Annotated in this window: 18 protein-coding genes; 2 read left to right on the top strand and 16 right to left on the bottom strand. The window is 40.0% G+C overall.

The features are described from left to right. Positions 1-4 precede the first annotated feature (4 nt). Positions 5-1,249 carry an acyl-CoA dehydrogenase family protein gene (locus tag B806_RS0118440; protein ID WP_017386053.1) on the bottom strand — a complete coding sequence of 415 codons (1,245 nt, stop codon included), beginning with the start codon at positions 1,247-1,249 and terminating at the stop codon, positions 5-7. Positions 1,250-1,338: 89 nt separating this feature from the next. On the opposite strand from B806_RS0118440, the gene B806_RS0118435 reads away from it, so the two are divergent. Continuing rightward, a complete protein-coding gene (locus B806_RS0118435; protein WP_002121073.1) occupies positions 1,339-2,259 on the top strand; it encodes a LysR family transcriptional regulator in 921 nt (306 codons plus the stop codon). Between the two features lie 42 nt (positions 2,260-2,301). Next, on the top strand, positions 2,302-3,114 hold the full coding sequence (pcaU, locus tag B806_RS0118430) for an IclR family transcriptional regulator PcaU (RefSeq protein WP_002120879.1): 813 nt from the start codon (positions 2,302-2,304) through the stop codon (positions 3,112-3,114). A 58-nt stretch (positions 3,115-3,172) separates the two neighbouring features. Here pcaU and B806_RS0118425 read toward each other — a convergent pair whose 3' ends face one another. The 15 genes from B806_RS0118425 to B806_RS0118355 form a co-directional block, all read right to left on the bottom strand. Beyond that, positions 3,173-4,039 (bottom strand): MBL fold metallo-hydrolase, encoded by an 867-nt coding sequence (locus tag B806_RS0118425; protein WP_017403329.1) that lies wholly within the window; start codon positions 4,037-4,039, stop codon positions 3,173-3,175. A gap of 4 nt (positions 4,040-4,043) precedes the next feature. After that, on the bottom strand, positions 4,044-4,457 hold the full coding sequence (locus B806_RS0118420; protein ID WP_017386051.1) for a YeeE/YedE family protein: 414 nt from the start codon (positions 4,455-4,457) through the stop codon (positions 4,044-4,046). A gap of 4 nt (positions 4,458-4,461) precedes the next feature. Next, complete coding sequence (locus B806_RS0118415; protein WP_005069081.1) at positions 4,462-4,875, bottom strand: YeeE/YedE family protein; 414 nt, start codon at positions 4,873-4,875, stop codon at positions 4,462-4,464. Positions 4,876-5,010: 135 nt separating this feature from the next. Further along, a complete protein-coding gene (locus B806_RS0118410) occupies positions 5,011-5,469 on the bottom strand; it encodes a DUF6438 domain-containing protein (protein ID WP_079381123.1) in 459 nt (152 codons plus the stop codon). Between the two features lie 645 nt (positions 5,470-6,114). Then, the gene (locus B806_RS0118405; RefSeq protein ID WP_017386049.1) at positions 6,115-8,544 is read right to left on the bottom strand and encodes a glucose/quinate/shikimate family membrane-bound PQQ-dependent dehydrogenase; all 2,430 of its coding nucleotides are present in this window, start codon (positions 8,542-8,544) and stop codon (positions 6,115-6,117) included. Between the two features lie 82 nt (positions 8,545-8,626). After that, on the bottom strand, positions 8,627-9,946 hold the full coding sequence (locus B806_RS0118400; protein ID WP_017386048.1) for a carbohydrate porin: 1,320 nt from the start codon (positions 9,944-9,946) through the stop codon (positions 8,627-8,629). 69 nt (positions 9,947-10,015) lie between these two features. Then, complete coding sequence (locus B806_RS0118395) at positions 10,016-11,470, bottom strand: right-handed parallel beta-helix repeat-containing protein (RefSeq protein WP_017403328.1); 1,455 nt, start codon at positions 11,468-11,470, stop codon at positions 10,016-10,018. Positions 11,471-11,489: 19 nt separating this feature from the next. Further along, the gene (gene aroD / locus B806_RS0118390) at positions 11,490-12,317 is read right to left on the bottom strand and encodes a type I 3-dehydroquinate dehydratase (RefSeq protein WP_079381122.1); all 828 of its coding nucleotides are present in this window, start codon (positions 12,315-12,317) and stop codon (positions 11,490-11,492) included. Positions 12,318-12,386: 69 nt separating this feature from the next. Continuing rightward, positions 12,387-13,016, bottom strand: coding sequence for a protocatechuate 3,4-dioxygenase subunit alpha (gene pcaG, locus B806_RS0118385; RefSeq protein WP_001067208.1), 630 nt, complete (start codon positions 13,014-13,016; stop codon positions 12,387-12,389). A gap of 14 nt (positions 13,017-13,030) precedes the next feature. Then, positions 13,031-13,756: a protocatechuate 3,4-dioxygenase subunit beta gene (gene pcaH, locus B806_RS0118380; protein ID WP_000077913.1), complete on the bottom strand. Its 726-nt coding sequence runs from the start codon at positions 13,754-13,756 to the stop codon at positions 13,031-13,033. 10 nt (positions 13,757-13,766) lie between these two features. Next, complete coding sequence (gene pcaC, locus B806_RS0118375; protein ID WP_000997505.1) at positions 13,767-14,180, bottom strand: 4-carboxymuconolactone decarboxylase; 414 nt, start codon at positions 14,178-14,180, stop codon at positions 13,767-13,769. A 15-nt stretch (positions 14,181-14,195) separates the two neighbouring features. Further along, on the bottom strand, positions 14,196-15,551 hold the full coding sequence (locus B806_RS0118370; protein ID WP_017386045.1) for an MFS transporter: 1,356 nt from the start codon (positions 15,549-15,551) through the stop codon (positions 14,196-14,198). 42 nt (positions 15,552-15,593) lie between these two features. Further along, complete coding sequence (gene pcaD / locus B806_RS0118365; protein WP_017386044.1) at positions 15,594-16,379, bottom strand: 3-oxoadipate enol-lactonase; 786 nt, start codon at positions 16,377-16,379, stop codon at positions 15,594-15,596. Continuing rightward, positions 16,376-17,731, bottom strand: coding sequence for a 3-carboxy-cis,cis-muconate cycloisomerase (gene pcaB, locus B806_RS0118360; protein WP_017386043.1), 1,356 nt, complete (start codon positions 17,729-17,731; stop codon positions 16,376-16,378). The genes pcaD and pcaB overlap by 4 nt, the downstream gene beginning before the upstream one ends. Before the next feature lie 2 nt (positions 17,732-17,733). Continuing rightward, on the bottom strand, positions 17,734-17,863 hold a 130-nt coding region (locus tag B806_RS0118355; protein ID WP_017403326.1), incomplete at its 5' end, for a hypothetical protein.

Here is a 17,863-nt window from a genome sequence, read left to right as displayed (position 1 = left end):
AAACTTATACTTTCTTATGACGACCGAAATAACCACGTTTGGCTAACTCTAATTTGGCAATCATGCCTTTATGTACTTCATCCGGACCATCAGCTAAACGTAAACTACGTGCTTGGGCAAAGAAACCCGTTAATGGCGTATCTCTTGAAACACCCACACCGCCATGTAGCTGAATTGCCATATCGACTACTTTTTCTAAAACACTCGGAGCGACCACTTTAATTGCAGATATTTCTGTTAAAGCAGCCATATTTCCTAAAGTATCCATTTTATAAGCAGCATACAAGGTTAAAAGTCTGGCTTGATCTATGGCGACTCGCGCATCGGCTACACGTTCAAGGTTTCCACCGAGTTTTAAAATTTCTTTACCAAACGCCGTTCTAGACATACCTCTATCAATCATAAGCTCTAAAGCTTTTTCAGCAGCCCCAATACAGCGCATGCAATGGTGAATACGCCCTGGACCTAAACGACCTTGTGCAATTTCAAAACCTTGACCCGCTCCACCAATAAAGTTTTCAATAGGTACTCGAACATTATTAAAGTGAACCTCACCATGTCCATGTGGTGCATCGTAGTCACCAAACACAGGTAACATCCGTTGAATTTCAACACCAGCCGTGTCAATCGGTACTAAAACCATAGAGTGTTGATGATGGCGGTCTTTAGTTTCATCTGGAGTATGTGCCATAAAAATAATGACTTTGGCATTTGGGTCACCTAAGCCAGACGACCACCACTTTTTGCCATTTAAAACAATTTCATTACCATCAATGAGTGCAGTCGCTTGCATATTGGTTGCATCGCTTGAAGCAACATCGGGTTCCGTCATGCAAAAAACCGAACGAATTTTTCCGTCCAATAAAGGCTGTAACCATTGTTGTTTTTGCTGTTCACTGCCATAGCGCCATAACACCTCCATATTTCCCGTATCTGGTGCATTACAGTTAAAAACGGTAGGTGCCAATAAGCTGCGGCCAGTCAATTCAGCAATATGCGCATATTCTTGAACAGTTAACCCAGCACCCAACTTTTCATCGGGTAAAAACATATTCCAAAGACCGGCTTGTTTAGCTTTAGTTTTCAGAGTTTCTAACAGTTCAGGCCACTGCCATTTTTTCCAGTTCCCATCTGGATTTAGCTCATGAACCTCTTCCCAAAATTTTGCTTCGATAGGTTCTATCTCTTCTAAAATAAATTTTCTTGTTCGCTCAGCAAAATCTTGAGCTTTCTTTGAAAGTTCAAACATTCTTTTTTCCTTCACATCATTATCTGGTCTTTACATCAACATAACTTGAAACTTAATATGAATGAAATGATTTTATTAAATAACACCTCATGAATAATATTCATAACTTACATGGTCTAGACCTAAGTTTTTTTCACCGAATTGATATCAATTTATATCCGCTTTTTATCGCGATTTATGAGCAAAAAAGTATTTCGAATGCTGCAAGTAGTCTCAATATTACGCAGTCAGCAGCAAGTCATGCTTTGCAGCGTTTACGCCAGCAACTTGAAGATGATGTATTTATACGTGTAGGCAATAAAATGTCTGCCACTCCTTTTGCAGAACAGATTTATCCAACTGTGAAGCAAGCACTTTTAACCATCCAAAATATTAGCCAACAGAAACATGTCTTTGATCCAACAAGTTTAAAAAGCTTAAAAATCGCCGTTCATGATGAGATTGAACCGATTATTCTTCCAAGACTGGCTCAACATTTTCAAAATCTTAATTTAGATTTGCAGTTTGTGAGTATGAAGCTAGATCGAAAACATATTATGGCGGACTTGGCGACACAACAGCTCGATTTCGTGATTGACCTAGAACAATACTTATCTCCCAAAATTACCTTTGATCATTTGGTAACAGATGAGTTTGTCATTTGCAGCCAACTTAAAGAAGTCGATTTAGCTAGTTATATCAGTGGTCGGCACATTGGTGTTTCGTCACGCCGTACGGGCGCTTTACTTGAAGATATTTATTTAAACCAACACCAAAAAATTTCAAGAAATGTATTTATGCGCTGTCAAAACTATTCAACGGCGTTACAAGTTTTAGGAGCCCAAGCCGACGCAATACTCACCATGCCTCGAATGATATTACAGCATTTGTCTTATAGTCATGAAATTTGCTTACATTCTCTGCCTTTTGAGATAACCAATATTAAAATGGGTATGTTTTGGCACGAAGATTTAAGGGATAATTTAAGACATCAATTTCTGCGACATGAAATTATTAAACTTTTTCAATAAAGCGAATTGATCTATTAAGCTTCTATCGTACAAGGACCAGTAATGAGTAAAGATGAACGGATAATCCAGAATCAGGACAACAAAAAAACGATTCGTCATGAAGATTACATTGCTGGCATTGGTAAAGGCATGGCGATTTTAGATAGCTTTAGTAGTAATCAACATCGTTTAAACATTTCTATGGCTGCTGAAAAAACTGGGCTTACCCGAGCAGCAGCAAGGCGTCATTTATTAACTTTAGAATATTTAGGTTATCTTGAGTCAGATGGTCACTATTACTATTTAACTCCAAAAGTTCTTAAATTTTCAGGAGCTTATTTAGGTGCAGCCCAGCTTCCGAAAGTATCTCAGCCTTTATTAAATCTGTTAACTAACCAAACTTCTCTCATTTATTCGGTGATGGTACTTGATGGTTATGAAGCCATTACTATTGCTCGTAGTGCGGCCCACCAACAAACTGACCGTGTAAATCCATACGGCTTACACTTAGGTAACCGTCTGCCTGCTCATGCGACATCTGCGGGTAAAATTTTACTGGCACATTTAAGCCAAGAAGAACAATTGGACTGGCTCCAAAAATATCCTCTTCAGCGTTTAACTAAATATACGCATGTCGAAAATGATAAATTTTTAGAGTTACTACAAGAGATTCGAGAACAAGATTGGTGTTATTCGCGTGAAGAACACGAATTAGGCGTTCATGCGCTCGCCGTACCAATTTATGGACAAGACTTTAAAGTGGTTGCAGCTTTAAATATTGTTTCTCCAACTATGAAAACAACTGAAGAATATTTAATTCAACATATTCTGCCTCTATTGCAAGAGACTTCGCGGGATCTAAGACAAGTTCTTTAAATCTTGCTTAGGCTATTTGAATAGATTGAACGATCGCGGATGAATGCTTAGGCTATTTCTAAAAGTAATTGAAAGGGATTTTCAAATAGCGAATATCATTCGCTTCAGGTTCCGGAAAATTTCCACCATTCATATTAATTTGAATTGAAGGCAAAATTAATTTTGGCATTGCCAAAGTAGCATCTCTTTCTTGACGCATTTTGATGAATGAGTCCTTGGAAACTCGTCGATTTAAATGAATATTGCTTTGTTTTTGGGTTCTAATATCTGTTTGACAGATATATTCATCACGACCTTCGGGCTTATAGTCATGGCATAAAAACATTCGCATATTGTCGGGAAGTGTATAAATTTTTTGGACCGAATCATAAAGCTCAGCAGCACTTCCTTTAGGAAAGTCGCATCTTGCTGAGCCATAATCGGGCATAAATAAGGTATCACCTACAAAAACAGCATCGGCAATCACATAGCTTAAGCAAGCTGGCGTATGCCCTGGTGTAGGAATGCTATAGGCTTCTATCTCCCCTATTTTGAAATGTTCATAATCTTCAAACAAATAATCAAATGGCTGATTTTCATTGAATTTCTTAAAATCAAAATTATAGATAGCTGCAAAAGTTTCTTGTACTACCGAGATTTTTTGACTAATCGCAATTGTACCGCCCAATTTAGATTTTAAATATTGAGCCGCAGTCATATGGTCCGCATGTACATGGGTTTCTAAAATCCATTGTACTTTGAAGTTTTGCGCCAAGACATAATCGACGATCAGATCAGCATTGGATGTTTTTGTAGTGGCCGATGCGGCATCGTAGTCAAGCACACTATCAATAATAGCGCATTGACGAGTCGCTAAATCCGTAACAACATAGCTAAAAGTATTGGTGTTTTCATCAAAAAAATCTTTTACTAGAGGTTGTTGCATAGGCTTAATTTCCTTTATTTAAAATTTGGTAAATAAACATTCCTAATAACATTGCGACAATAAAATAAAGCGCTTCAAAATGTCTTAATCCAATCAAAGTTAAAGCGGGCGCTGGACATATACCTGCTATTCCCCAGCCTATACCGAAAATAAAAGCACCCACAATTAACCTTTGGTCAATCTGTGTATTTGTTGGTAATTGAATTTGTTCATTAAAGAATGTTTTAGGATTTTTTATAGCCTTTTGAAATGGAATAAATGCCACAGCAATAGCACCTAACATTACAAACATTAAGCTAATATCCCACTGCCCAAAAATATCTAAAAAACCTAATACCTTTTCTGGATTAGACATGCCAGAGATCATCAAACCTAATGAAAATAAGCTACCAAATAAAAAAGCAAAAATGTTTTTCATAGGATTACCCCATCACATGACGAATGATATAAACCGTTAACATGCCAGCAAACATAAAAACTGCTGTCGCTATCATCGAGCGTTTTGATAACCTGCTCATACCACAAATACCATGGCCACTTGTACAACCCGACCCTAACCGTGTTCCAAAGCCTACAAGTACACCTGCTAGAATAAGTGCAAATGTATTAGCTTTAATTTCAATTTCAGGCTGATAAAAGTAACCATATATGAAAGGTGTAATCACAAGGCCCGCAATAAACCAGAATGCCGAACTCTTAAAGGTGTCTTTAGTAGGATTGATGACTTGAGCAAGCAAACCACTGATTCCGGCTATACGACCATTTATATATAAATATCCAACTGTTGCGATGCCTAGTAATAAACCACCAAAAAAGGCATAGACAATATTTGACATATAACCACTCTTAACAATATATGTTTTTATAATCTGTATTATACGCTGATTCTTTTAGAAATACTTAAAATAAAACTCTTAAGTGTATAATTCTTCTTAACAAGAAAAAGCCCCAAGATTTTGGGGCTTTTGTCATTAAATTAGATCTTTAATGCCTAATTGTTCAGGTAACTTTTCCATAACCTTATTCAATCTATTATTTGCTGGAGAGATACAACCTGTGTAATGGCTTAATTTAGTTTCTGTGCCATTAGGTTGAATCCAAGTAATGTAATAGCTAGACATGTCGGTCACTGTTTGCTGGCAACCCGCAGTTTTTGATTGTGTACCTGTTTCAGGGCGATAAGTTTTTAGATCATCTGCAAGTTTTTTATAATCTTTAACGCTACCTTGAATTTCTTTAACACCAACTGTTTTTGTATATTGCTTGCCTTCAAAGCGAATTAAACCTGTAGGTGTTACTTCTACAGAATAAATCGGACATGCGCCAAAACATGGGCTAGAAGCATAGCGAATTGTCTCTTGTGTATTCGGTGCTTGCTGAACAGAAGCACAACCCATCAAAGCTAAACCAGATAAAGTTGCAAGAACCAAAAATCTCATTACATCACCTATTATTATCAAGTGGCTTTAATTTATCAAATCATACACTTCTTGTCATTAAAGACTATTTTTTGTGATTTTATTCATTATTTAACTTTTAATTTTGCTTAGGCTATTGAGCAAGACAAAATATTTTCTTTCACCCATAAAAAAAGGCCCATCTTTCGATGAGCCTTAAGCCATAAAAGCTTAAATTCCTGAAATACAAATTATTACTGGATAGTAATAATCTGCGTCGACCATTCTAGCGCAACCCAATAAATTATATAAATATAATATAAGTATATATTTAAGCTCGTTTTTCCAACAAAAAACACCTTATTTTTAAGGTTTAAAACTTAATAATGTTTATTTTTAATTAAAATTCACAATGTTAAGTTAAACAAAACTTAATAAAAGTTAAGGCTTTATTTATAGGTAAAACATCCTAAGGAACTGGTCAATAGTTAAGCTATACCTAGCGTTCAGGCTGAATTGACCATAAGACTATTTTAAGTTTAGCAACAACATCAAGCACTTTTTTACTATTTGGTAAAGCTATCTAGTTAAAAATATAGAATTTACTTTTACTCTTTTATATAAAAAATATATTAAAGGATAAGGCAAAAGAGAAATACTCTCTTTTGCCTTTCTTAATTATTGTTCTAAGCTATAAGCGATCACATAATCACCATGATCAGGTGATTGACGTGCTCCACCTGCGGTAACAACCACATACTGTTTACCTGTTTTAGGTGAAACATAGCTTATTGGTGTTCCTTGGCTACCTACTGGCATGCGTGATTTCCACAGTTCCTTACCTGTAGATGAATCAAATGCACGTAAGTAGTAATCTTGTGTTGCAGCAAAGAAAACCAAGCCACCTTGAGTTGCCATCGGCCCGCCAATTGTTGGCATACCAATCGGTGCCTTTAAGCCCATCTTAATACCCATCGGCCCAGTATCTTCCACTGTACCTAATGGTACTTGCCATGCAACTTGACGAGTTTTCATGTCAATTGCAGTCATGGTGCCAAATGGTGGTTTTTGACAAGGAATACTTAGAGCCGACATAAAGCGGTTTTTATTCACTTTATATGGTGTACCTTTCATTGGTACAGCTCCCATACCTGTGTTTACTTTCTCTCCACCATTGGCCTGAATCTTAATATCTTCAGGAGTTTGCTCCATCAATTGAATCCACAAACCAAGGCGCATATCGTTCACGAACATATAACGATGAGTCGGGTCAAAAGCGATGCTACCCCAGTTCATACCACCCAACGAACCTGGGAAGCTTAATGAAACATCAGTACCTGGTGCAGTAAATAAGCCTTCGTAACGCATTGACTTGAAGTTAATACGACACATCAGTTGATCAAACGGCGTTGCACCCCACATATCTGACTCAGTTAAAGTCTGATTACCAATTTGAGGCATTTCAACTGAACGAGGTTGAGTTAAGCTGTATTGTTCACCCGGAATATTGGCAGGTTTAACTGGTTGTTCAATCACTTTAGTCAGTGGTTTACCCGTTAGACGGTCAAGAACAAAGAATTGGCCTGATTTGGTTCCAATGACAACAGCTGGTTTAGTCGTACCATCTTTTAATGGGAAGTCGACTAGACTCGGTTGCATTGGTAAGTCAAAGTCCCATAAATCGTTATGAACAGTTTGATATACCCACTTCTCTTTACCTGTTGTCGCATCAAGTGCTAACACAGAAGTATTGTATTTGTGATCTAATGGATTACGGTTACCCCCCCAAATGTCGACAGATGAACTACCCATAGGTAAGAACACCGTATTCATTTGCGGGTCATATGATATTGCAGCCCATGAGTTTGCCGAACTACGTTTATAGGTTTCACCCGGTTTAAGAACATAGTTAGGATTTGGATTGCGCGGATCAAATGCCCAACGAAGTTTACCCGTAATCACGTCATAACCACGGATAACACCACCTGGCATATCTGCGGCTACGTTGTCGGCAATACGGCTACCCACCACAATGGTTGTACCCGCAATAGTCGGTGCAGAAGTTACTTCAAAACGTGGCGCTTTTGTTCCAGCGCCAAGACCTTCTAGCAAATCAACCGTTCCATTTACACCAAAATCAGCACAGCGCTGACCGTTATCTGCATTCACTGCAATTAAACGACCATCAGGTGTATTGGTATATACACGACGTGGACATGCTGTATTGGTTGCAACCGCAGTTACTGCATTTGCACCCGCTAAAGTTGGTTGTACAAGTGGTTTAGTTGAATCAAAGTATGCAACACCACGGCAACGTTCCCAAGCATCGGCTGTAGAGTTCACCTCAGCTTTCCAGAGTTGTTTGCCCGAGTCGGCATCTATCGCAAAAATGTTGTTATGTGGTGTACATAAAAACACTTTATTTCCCACTTGTAGCGGAGTCATTTGGTCTTCGGCACCATTACCGCTACCCGTTGTAAAGTCGCCCGTTCTAAAGCGCCAAGCTTCTTTTAATTTATGAACGTTATCTCGGTTAATTTGATCGAGAGCAACAAAGCGGCTACCACCTGCATCATTACCATAATTTTCCCAATTTACCTGTTTTTTTGCAGGGTCAACTGGTACTAAAGGTAGTTTTTCACCTGAACTTGCTACTGTGGGATGCGGTTGGAACATTTGATAGAGCGCAATCAACATACCTACAACAACTAATCCACCTACAGCATAGGATGAAGATGCCAAGCTCGTTTGAAATTGGTAACGTCGGATTGAAGGCAAAGTAAATAGCAAGGCAGCAAAAAGACCGGCAGGAAACATTAAGCGCGAAAATAACGGCCAAAATTCCCATCCAGCATCAACAAATGACCAAATTACGGTACCAACAAAAACAGCCGCAAAAATCCAGACACCCAGCGCTTTTTTACGGAAGATACTAATTGCTGAAATGGTTATAAACAGTCCTGAGATAAGGAAATACCAAGAACCACCGAGAGATACTAGCTTTCCACCGCCTACGATATAAAAAATACCAGTAGCTAATAAAGCTAAACCTAATATAAAACACCATATTTTGAATAAGATATGAAACTTAGAATCTGACTCAGACATAGATCCTACTCCACATATACTGAACCCGAATAGTTCAAGCATTTGGGCCAGTTAAACCACGTCTAACCAGCCATAAATACTGTTAAAAATTAACTTTTACACTCAGGCCTGCCACCCAAGCATCATCAACCTCTTTTACACCAGCAGGTTGATGGATATATTGAATGTTTGGACGTAACATGACAGCCGGAGACCATTGGTAGGTATAGTTCAACTCGACATTTAGTTCGTCGTCTTGAATTGGAATATAGTCAGATGCAATCGAATCATAGCTATAGTATCCACGACTTTCGTTTGTTGCGATCTGTTTATCTTTAGCACGATCATTGACCAAATAATTGGCTATACCAAAACCAATCGAATCATTTGGACGACTATCAAACGGTCCCTTATACCAAAGAGCAAGCTGTTGCGTACTTTGAACAAAAGTCGTTGCTTTATCATTTACAACGCCATTAAAACTTACATATAAACCGCGTTTCGGATCTTCGCCTTTATGGGTAAGTTGTTGCTGTGCATTAATCCAGAAGCTTTGTTTCCCGTCATGCACTTTACCGGCAGTTTTAATATCATTGGCTTCTGCGGTTGAGTACAGTGCACCTACTTTATATTCACCCGGCAAGCCATTAAAGGCAGCAAGTTTTGGTTTCCACGCCAGCTCAACCGGTATGGTGGCGCCCTTCACATTGTTCATATCCAGATTAAAACCATCACTATTTGATTCGGTTTTAATGTTGTCTGGATTGACCTCATACACACCCAACCCCAAAGTCCATTCAGGTGAAAACTGATATTTAACGTTTGTCGCCCAAACACCGACTGGTGAGTTATACCAAATTGAACCAATTGATTTTCCTAACTGCCCACCGCAGAGCAATAAGTTCTGAAATTCACATTGAGAACTATTAAAGTCCTCTGACATTCCCATACGACCAAATTTGACATGTACAGTATTATCAACAAAGCCCTTTTTCACCCATGCTTGAGACAGACGCCAGATTTTACCGCGTCCGTAAATCTCTTGAGCATTGCCCAATTGGCTAGAACGTGGATCTTTAATACGCTCAAGAGTTAATGCATTGCCGTCACGTTTAGTCACGACTAGGCTCGCTGTTGTATCTTTCCATCCAGCGATTTTTTCTAAATCTAGGTTTGCGCCTAAAGAAAGTTGCGCAGCATTTTCAAAGGTATTGCTGTCGTTGTAACCACCATCTAAATTGGTGGCGCTTTGGCTCATAATAGAAGCTGTAAATTTATAGCCCTGCTGCTCTAATTGCTGGCGTTTTCCATTCCAGCCGCCTAACAACCATTGACGGTCTTGTGACCAAGGCTCATTCGCGAGCGCAAATTGGCTACCTAATACAGCGATTGTTAACACACTCAATTTCATTAAATTTGGCATTTCAAGTCCCTTTTATCATTTCTATATTTCTATGCTGCGCCTCGGTTTGAGGCGCTTTCCTTATTGTTATTATTTAGTTTGCAAGGCCGAACTCAGTTCAGACGTCGCTCCAAAGCGATCAGTTACATTCGCTGTAATTGAGGCAACTTTTACAGACGGCTTACAATTCGCTTTTGCTTTACCTTGTGCATCTGTAGCTACTGTTATTGTTCCTAAATATTGCTCAGCTTCTTTTGAAGCTGCATTTTGGTTGCCAAAAAACTCAACTTGATAGCGTTGATTTGGTAAACCATTGACTTCTACCGCAACTAAACCTTTATTTGCAGTTAATTTAGGCGCTTTAATGCCCTGATTAGGTTGAGCATTACAGCCTTGTTCATTTGGCTGAGTACATGTTTTTTGTTGCTTAGATGGGTCGACAATCACACCACCACCACGAGAACCGACAAATCCGGCATGCTCAAGTGCAGGCACAGCAAATACAATTGCACCCAAACGCTGATCTGGTACACATGAACCACCCGCTTCACAGCGTTTAATATCTTTACCATTGTCCCAAATCAGGTTTTTAGTCAATGTAATTCTTGCATTTGCATCTTTTTCAGAGCGGATGGCTACACCAATACGGTTACCATGTACTTTATTGCTATCAAGAATGTTGCCATCACCCGTCATGTTAAAACCAATCGAGTTATTGGTCATTTCGTTATAGGCGATATAGTTACGCTTACCCCAGTTAATCTGTAAGCCATCCGAATAGTTTTCGAATTTATTACCAACCACAGCATTGTCATTACCCCATAAGATTTCAATACCTTGTGATGGTTCTGGGTTTGCTTTGGTTGAAACAAAATGATTATTCGCAATTAAGTTAAACGCAGCACCACGTGTCAGCTCTAGACCATCTCCATTGTCTTGGAAAATATTGTCTAAAACTTTGTTGTTATTAGTCGTGGTTGCGGTTGGGTTACCTTTACCATCATCACCCGTCAACATAACACCAGCACCACCATAGTTATTACTAATACGGTTGTGTTGAATCAGGTTATTGCTTGAGCGGTTAACTAATACACCAATACAGAAGCGATGAATGTCTAAACCTTTTAAAGTGACATTGTTGACGTCACGCAGTACCAATCCCGGTAAAGTCATAGTACGTACATTGGTGCCGTACTGTTCAGGGTTTGCACCAGGACAAGCTTTTGCACCTTCGCCTTTAATATAATTTGAACCATCAATTGCGATGTATTCGCCAGTTTTATCCCACTCTGTACCAATGATTTTGACAGGTGCTTTAATTTCAGGAAGTGCACTATTTAATTTAATCGCATAAGGCGCTTTACCTACTGCTTGAATCAAAATGTCGCTAGCTTCGCTTGGGTTTGCATTGGCTTGTTCAATGGCCCAGCGTAAAGAGCCTTTATTGCTATCGTCTTGATAACGGTCAACCACATAAGTTTGAGCCGCAGCTATGCCTGAAACCATCAAACCTAATGCAAGAGTAGTTAAACGTAATGTATTCATTTCATCATATCCTTATGATTTATGGGTTTGTTGGTTGAACTGTTTGTAAAATCTGTTTGAGCTTGGTCACATCAATTTGACCCGGTGCAGAAGCATGACCAATCATGCCAAAGCTATAACTTCCGCCCATGTTGGCAGTCGCAACACGCGAAATCGTACCAAGTTGCCCCATCGACATCGTTAACAATGGTTTAGTGGTTTGCTGACTTACTTTTAAAGTTGCGTTCATTAAAGTGAAAACGTCTTGTTTAGATTTTGGCATAACGGCAATTTTGAGAATATCTGCACCCATCTGGTCTTGTTTTAACAAGCGTTTTTCAATTTCATCTTGGCTTGGTGTTTTTTGGAAGTCGTGATTAGACATAACAATCAGCACTTTCTTTTGATGTGCTTTTTGAACAATTTCTGAAACTACTTTTTGATCACGGAACATTTCAACATCTAACCAATCCATGAACGGATTCTTTAAGTAAGCTTGATAAGTCTTACCATAATCCCCATCACTAATTTCAAGCTGGCCGCCTTCGTTTTTCGTACGAATGGTGGCAATCATTGGCTTATTGCCCAAAATCTTTTTCAACTCATGGCCCAAAGCAATCACTTGTTTTGTATCACTCGCAAAACTAAGTAAATCGATACGAAACTCTGCCAAATCAGCATCTGCTGTATTTGCAATGACTTGAGCTTGTGCCAAAGCTTGTTCTTTGGTTTTTGCGGTAATCGGAACAATCGTTTTAACGGCTGTATTAGCAGGTTGTGTTTGAGCAGCTAAAGCAACAGGTTCAGCATTCACCTGTGCAGTAAAAAATGGGAGTGCAAGCAAACTTAGGCTTAATAATGTTTTCATGTTCATATCGTTCATCCTTAAAAAGGCTACACGCATCCTTGAATAATCAGGTGTAACCTTAGGTGTTTCTTAAATATCAAAAAATACAGTTTCGTCATCACCTTGAATACGAATATCAAAGCGGTAAACAACTTCACCATTTTCTTCAAAACGTTTTGCAATAAGTGTTTGGCGACGTGGTGCCCATTCAATGCTATTTAGAATTGGGTCGTTAGCATTTGCTTCAGCTTCATCTTCAAAATAAACTCGTGTATGAAGACCCAAGTTAATACCGCGAGCGAAAATGACTAATGCAATATGAGGTGCTTGAGTTGAACCTTTACGGCCTGCTGTCGCGCCCGGTTTAATCGTATTGAAACTCCAAACACCCGTTTCAAAGTCAGCACCTGTACGGCCCCAACCTTGAAATGCTGGGTCAGCTTTTTGCTCACGCGTATCTGCCTGACTTGGATAAATACCGTTCGCATCAGCTTGCCAAATCTCAATCAGCACATCGCGTAGCGGTAAACCCAATCCGTCAAACACTTGGCCTTCAAGACGAATACGCTCACCTTTGGTCTGATCTTGTACTAGCTGGTTATTAAAGTTGTTTTCAAACACTTCAATATTTGCTTGTTGTGGCAATAGCCCAATGTGAACGTAAGGACCACCTGTTTGAGATGGAGTTTCTTTTAGTTCCTGAAAATTCCAGTTATTCATGCTAGTGCTCCCGATTAAGTCAATTCGTTTTCGAAGTAAGTCGCTCGACGGCCACGTAAAGTGATGTCAAAACGGTAACAACGACTATCAGCTTCGATAAAGTTGTTTTTATCTTCTAGTGCAATCAAGGCACGACGTTGATCTTCAGAAGGAATCGTTTTTAAGATCGGGCAAGTATCAATGAGCGTATCGCCTTCAAAATAAAACTGCGAAATCAGGCGCTGAGCCCAACCATCAGCAATTAATGAGAAATGGATATGTGCAGGACGCCATTCATTAATACGGTTACGCCATGGGTACGGACCCGGTTTAATGGTACGGAAAATATAAAAACCGTTTTCATCAGTTAAGGTACGACCACAACCACCAAAGTTAGGGTCCATTGCACCAATAAACTTGTCGTTTGGATGACGGTAACGGCCAGAAGCATTGGCTTGCCATACTTCTAGAAGTGCATTTTTCACAGGACGACCAAATTGGTCACGAACATAGCCATGGACAATGACACGCTCACCAATTGGTAAACCATCTTTGGCATAGTTCAAAATCAAATCGTTATCTTTTGGGCCAAACAAATTTGAAGAAAAATGCGGTGCAGTAACTTCAGTTAAAGTCTCATTAATTGAGATCAATGCATTTTTTGGCGAACGTAATACACTTGTTTTATAACCTGGCGTATACGCTGGTGGATGATCATCTGTATTACGTTGGGCATAAGCACCCCAGCTATGTTGTGACATCTTTATCTCCTTAATCCTGTTCTTTCGCTGCAATTGGGTTTACTTCTATCCCCAACTCTTTAAAGACTTCTTCAGCCATATGCATTGCAGCGTTTGCAGCAGGTAAACCTGCATAGAGTGAACTATGTAAGATCAGCTCTTTTAAATCTTCTTTAGTTACGCCATTGTTAAAGCAAGCACGTAAATGCATGCGTAGTTCATCTTCACGTCCAAGCGCCAATAAAATTGCGATAGTGACTAAACTACGTGTATGACGCGGTAGGCCCGGACGAGACCACACCTCACCCCATGCGTAACGGCTAATAAAGTTTTGAAAATCTTGGTTAAAGTCATTTAAGTTTTGCAAAGACCGACCAACATGCTTTTCACCCAAAACTTCAGTCCGCACCTCAATGCCTTGTTTATAGCGTTGTTCATCATTCATTGTGATAGACCTCAATTAAGTTGCATCGGTATGCGCAACAAGTGATTTAACAAATACAGCAACAGCCGCAGCAGTCGCTGGAATTAGTAATAAACTAAGAATGGCGGTAAACGACCAATCATTGCCGAGTAGTACAGCCCCAATCCAAGCACCAAATACCGCACCGAAGCGTCCAATACCAGTCATCCAAGACACGCCAGTTGCACGGCACTGCGTTGGATAAAAACGAGCGCTTAACGCAGGCATTGAAGATTGGGCACCATTAATCGCGATACCTGCACAAAGCACCAATACTGCAAGTAATGTTGAGTTTCCTAAGCTTTGACCAACAGCAATCGCAAATAGACCTGCAGCAAAGTAGAAAATGGCAATAACTCGGTTCGGATTGAATTTGTCCATCGCCCAACCAATAAATAAAGCACTTACCACACCACCGAACTGGAACAATCCACCGATAAATGCAGCCCGCTCCATTGAGGCACCTGTTTCACGCATAAGTGTTGGCAACCAGCTTGTAAGCAAGTAAACAACCACCAAGCCCATGAAATAGGTCAACCAAAGCAAAAGCGTTCCTTTCGCATATGGTTTAGAAAACATAATTCCAAAGACATTTTTCTTTTGAGCTGTTTCAGTTTTCTCTTCAGGTACGTGAAACGCAGTCGCATTTTGGATCTGAGCTGGAGCGATATGATTTAAGATTTTGCGTACTTTTTCAGGATTCTTACCTTTCACAATTAAAAAGCGGTAAGACTCAGGTAAAACCAAAATCACTAAAATCATTAAGATCAAAGGTGACCAGCCGCCAAGTAAAAACAGACTGTGCCAACCATAAGTCGGGATCAGCCAGCTACTGATAAAACCACCGGTTGCCATACCTAAGTTGTAACCACAGAACATACAGGTCACGAGTAATGAACGAATGCGTGTTGGGCAGTATTCAGAAAATAATGTAGTGGCATTTGGCATAGCTGCACCCAAACCAATACCTGTCAAAAAGCGTAAAATGACAAGACTATCTAAGTTGGTTGCATACGCAGATGCTAAAGTAAAACCACCGAACACAAGCATCGAAAAAGCTAAAACGATTTTTCGACCAAAACGGTCAGCTGTTGGGCCAGAAACCAAAGCTCCAATAATCATTCCACCAAGTGCAGCACTCATCACTGGGCCTAACTGAGAGCGATCAACACCCCAGTCTTGAGCCAAAGCTGGAGCGATAAAACCCATTGCAGCAGTATCAATACCATCAGTAAAAATAATTAAGAAACAGATGATTGCGATCATCCATTGATACTTACTGAGTGGAGCATCATTAATTAATGCTTGAGCATCGATACTTTTATTTGGTGCAGCGTAATCCTGAGACGCCATATTTGCCTCCTTAAGGCCAATTCCTTTTAAATCACTAAGCTATTAGATTTGCTGAATAAACCTAGTCAATTCCTGAGTAAATCTTTGCGGTTGCTCAATATTAGAAAGATGAGATGCTTCCAATTTAGCAATCTGACTATTGTTGATAGCGCGCTGCATAAACTCAGCATCTGCTACTGTAGTCACCGGATCTTCTGTCCCCGCAACCAGTAGTACTGGAATTTGAATTTGTGCAATTTCATCTCTTAAATCGGCATACGCTAAAGCACGACATGCATTCGCATAACCTTGTGCCGGTGTGTTTGCAAGACTTTGAATCGTCGTTTGTGCAACCACGTTGTGTTGATAGTCGAAGTTTTCACTGAACCAGCGAGTATGCGTGGTTTTAACCAACTCAGCTAAACCATTCTGCTCCACAGAATCAGCACGACTCAACCAAGCCTCCGCCTGACCAATTTTGGCTGCCGAGTTCGCAACAGTAATACTTAAAAAGCGCTCTGGATGATGAATACCCAACCAAAGCCCAGTAATTCCACCCATTGAAATGCCACAAAAATGAGCTTTTTCAACACTCAAGGCATCTAAAATATCAACCACATCTTCAGCTAAGTTTTGCAATGTGGTATCACTAATTACATCACTTTCACCATGACCACGTGTGTCGTATGTAATGACATTAAAATGACTTTTTAATTCACTTACCTGTGACTGCCACATACCACGGTCTGTGCCTAATGAATTAGAAAATACAAGCACAGGAGCGTCTTTTAAGCCGTCGGTATAAACAGCTAACTGTTTTCCTTGGCGATTGCTAATAGTCTGTTTCACTTTGGCTCTCCTTGTGCTTCTTGCAGAACAGCATCAATTTGAGCTTGAATGTTGCCCAAATAGTTTTCTGCTTTAAATATTTCCAAAATTTCTGTTTGACTAAAATGTTCTTTTACTTCATCTAACTGACTAACAACCTCAGATAAATGCTGCTTTTGAGCCACGGCTGTTTTACAAGCTGCTTCAACAACATGATGAGCATTTAAACGTCCAATTTTTGGAGCAAGTGCCATCATCACAGCTTCGGCCATAATCAGCCCGTTGGTACAGTCAAGGTTCTGCTGCATATGCTCAGCATTAACTTCGAAACCTTGTAAAACTTCACCAGTACGAGTTAATGCTCCAGCACAAAGCTGAAAAATTTCAGGGATTGCCAGCCATTCTGCATGCCATGCACCTAAGCTACGCTCATGTTCCTGCACCATGCTTTGATAGATGCTAGACATCAGTGCTGGTACACGATTCGCCGCGGCTAATACGGATGCTGCCGCAACTGGATTACGCTTATGAGGCATGGTCGATGAACCACCACGACCCTTGGCGGTTGGCTCAAATAATTCTGCAATTTCGGTTTGCATCATAAGAGACCAATCACGTGCCATCTTGCCCGTATTCCCGACAATCATGCCAAGCACACTTGCAATTTCTACAATACGGTCACGCTCACCATGCCATGTGCTTGTTGGTACAGTCAGATTCAGTTGCTTCGCAAATGCGCTGACCACAAGCGAGCCTTGGTCTTGCAAAGAAGCCAGTGAACCCACAGCACCACCTAACTGAGCAGTGAGCACACGTGATTTCATAGCTTGAATACGGTCTAAATCACGTTTAAATGCAGAAGCCCAACGAGCAAGTTTATGTCCCAACGTAATTGGTAAAGCTTGCTGTAACCAAGTACGCCCACTCATGACTTGATGGCGATATTGCTTAGCTTGCTGTAATGCAGTCGCATAGCATTGTTGAAGTTGATCTTCCACAAGGTTCAACGCATCACGGCATTGCAAAATACAAGCTGTGTCTAAAATATCCTGACTTGTTGCGCCCCAATGCACGTAACGTGAAGCATCTTCATCAACATCTTTAACAATTGCCGTAAGCTGTTTTACAAATGGAATTGCGATATTTCCAGCTAAGCCTGTTGCTACAGCCAAGGCGGAAAAATCAAACTTGTCTAATGCCTGCTCAGCTACTTGGGCAATGGTATTAGCCGCATTTTGAGGAATCACACCAACTTGTGCCTGTGCTTGCGCTACCGCAACTTCAACCTCAATCATGTATTTGATTAAAGATGAGTCACTAAAGATGTCAGTGACGTCTTTTTGATAAAACAAACTGGCATATAACTGGCTCATGATTAAACTCTCTCAATAATCAAAGCAATGCCTTGCCCCACACCAATACACATTGAACACAAGGCATAACGACCATCCGTTTGTTCAAGCTGGTTTAAGGCTGTAGTGACTAAGCGCGCACCTGATGCACCA

Origin of the sequence: Acinetobacter sp. TG2027 (genome assembly GCF_000302435.1) — a bacterium.
Classification (GTDB): domain Bacteria; phylum Pseudomonadota; class Gammaproteobacteria; order Pseudomonadales; family Moraxellaceae; genus Acinetobacter; species Acinetobacter pittii.
Note: the sequence above shows the minus strand (reverse complement) of the source record. Positions and strands in the feature narration are given on the sequence as shown.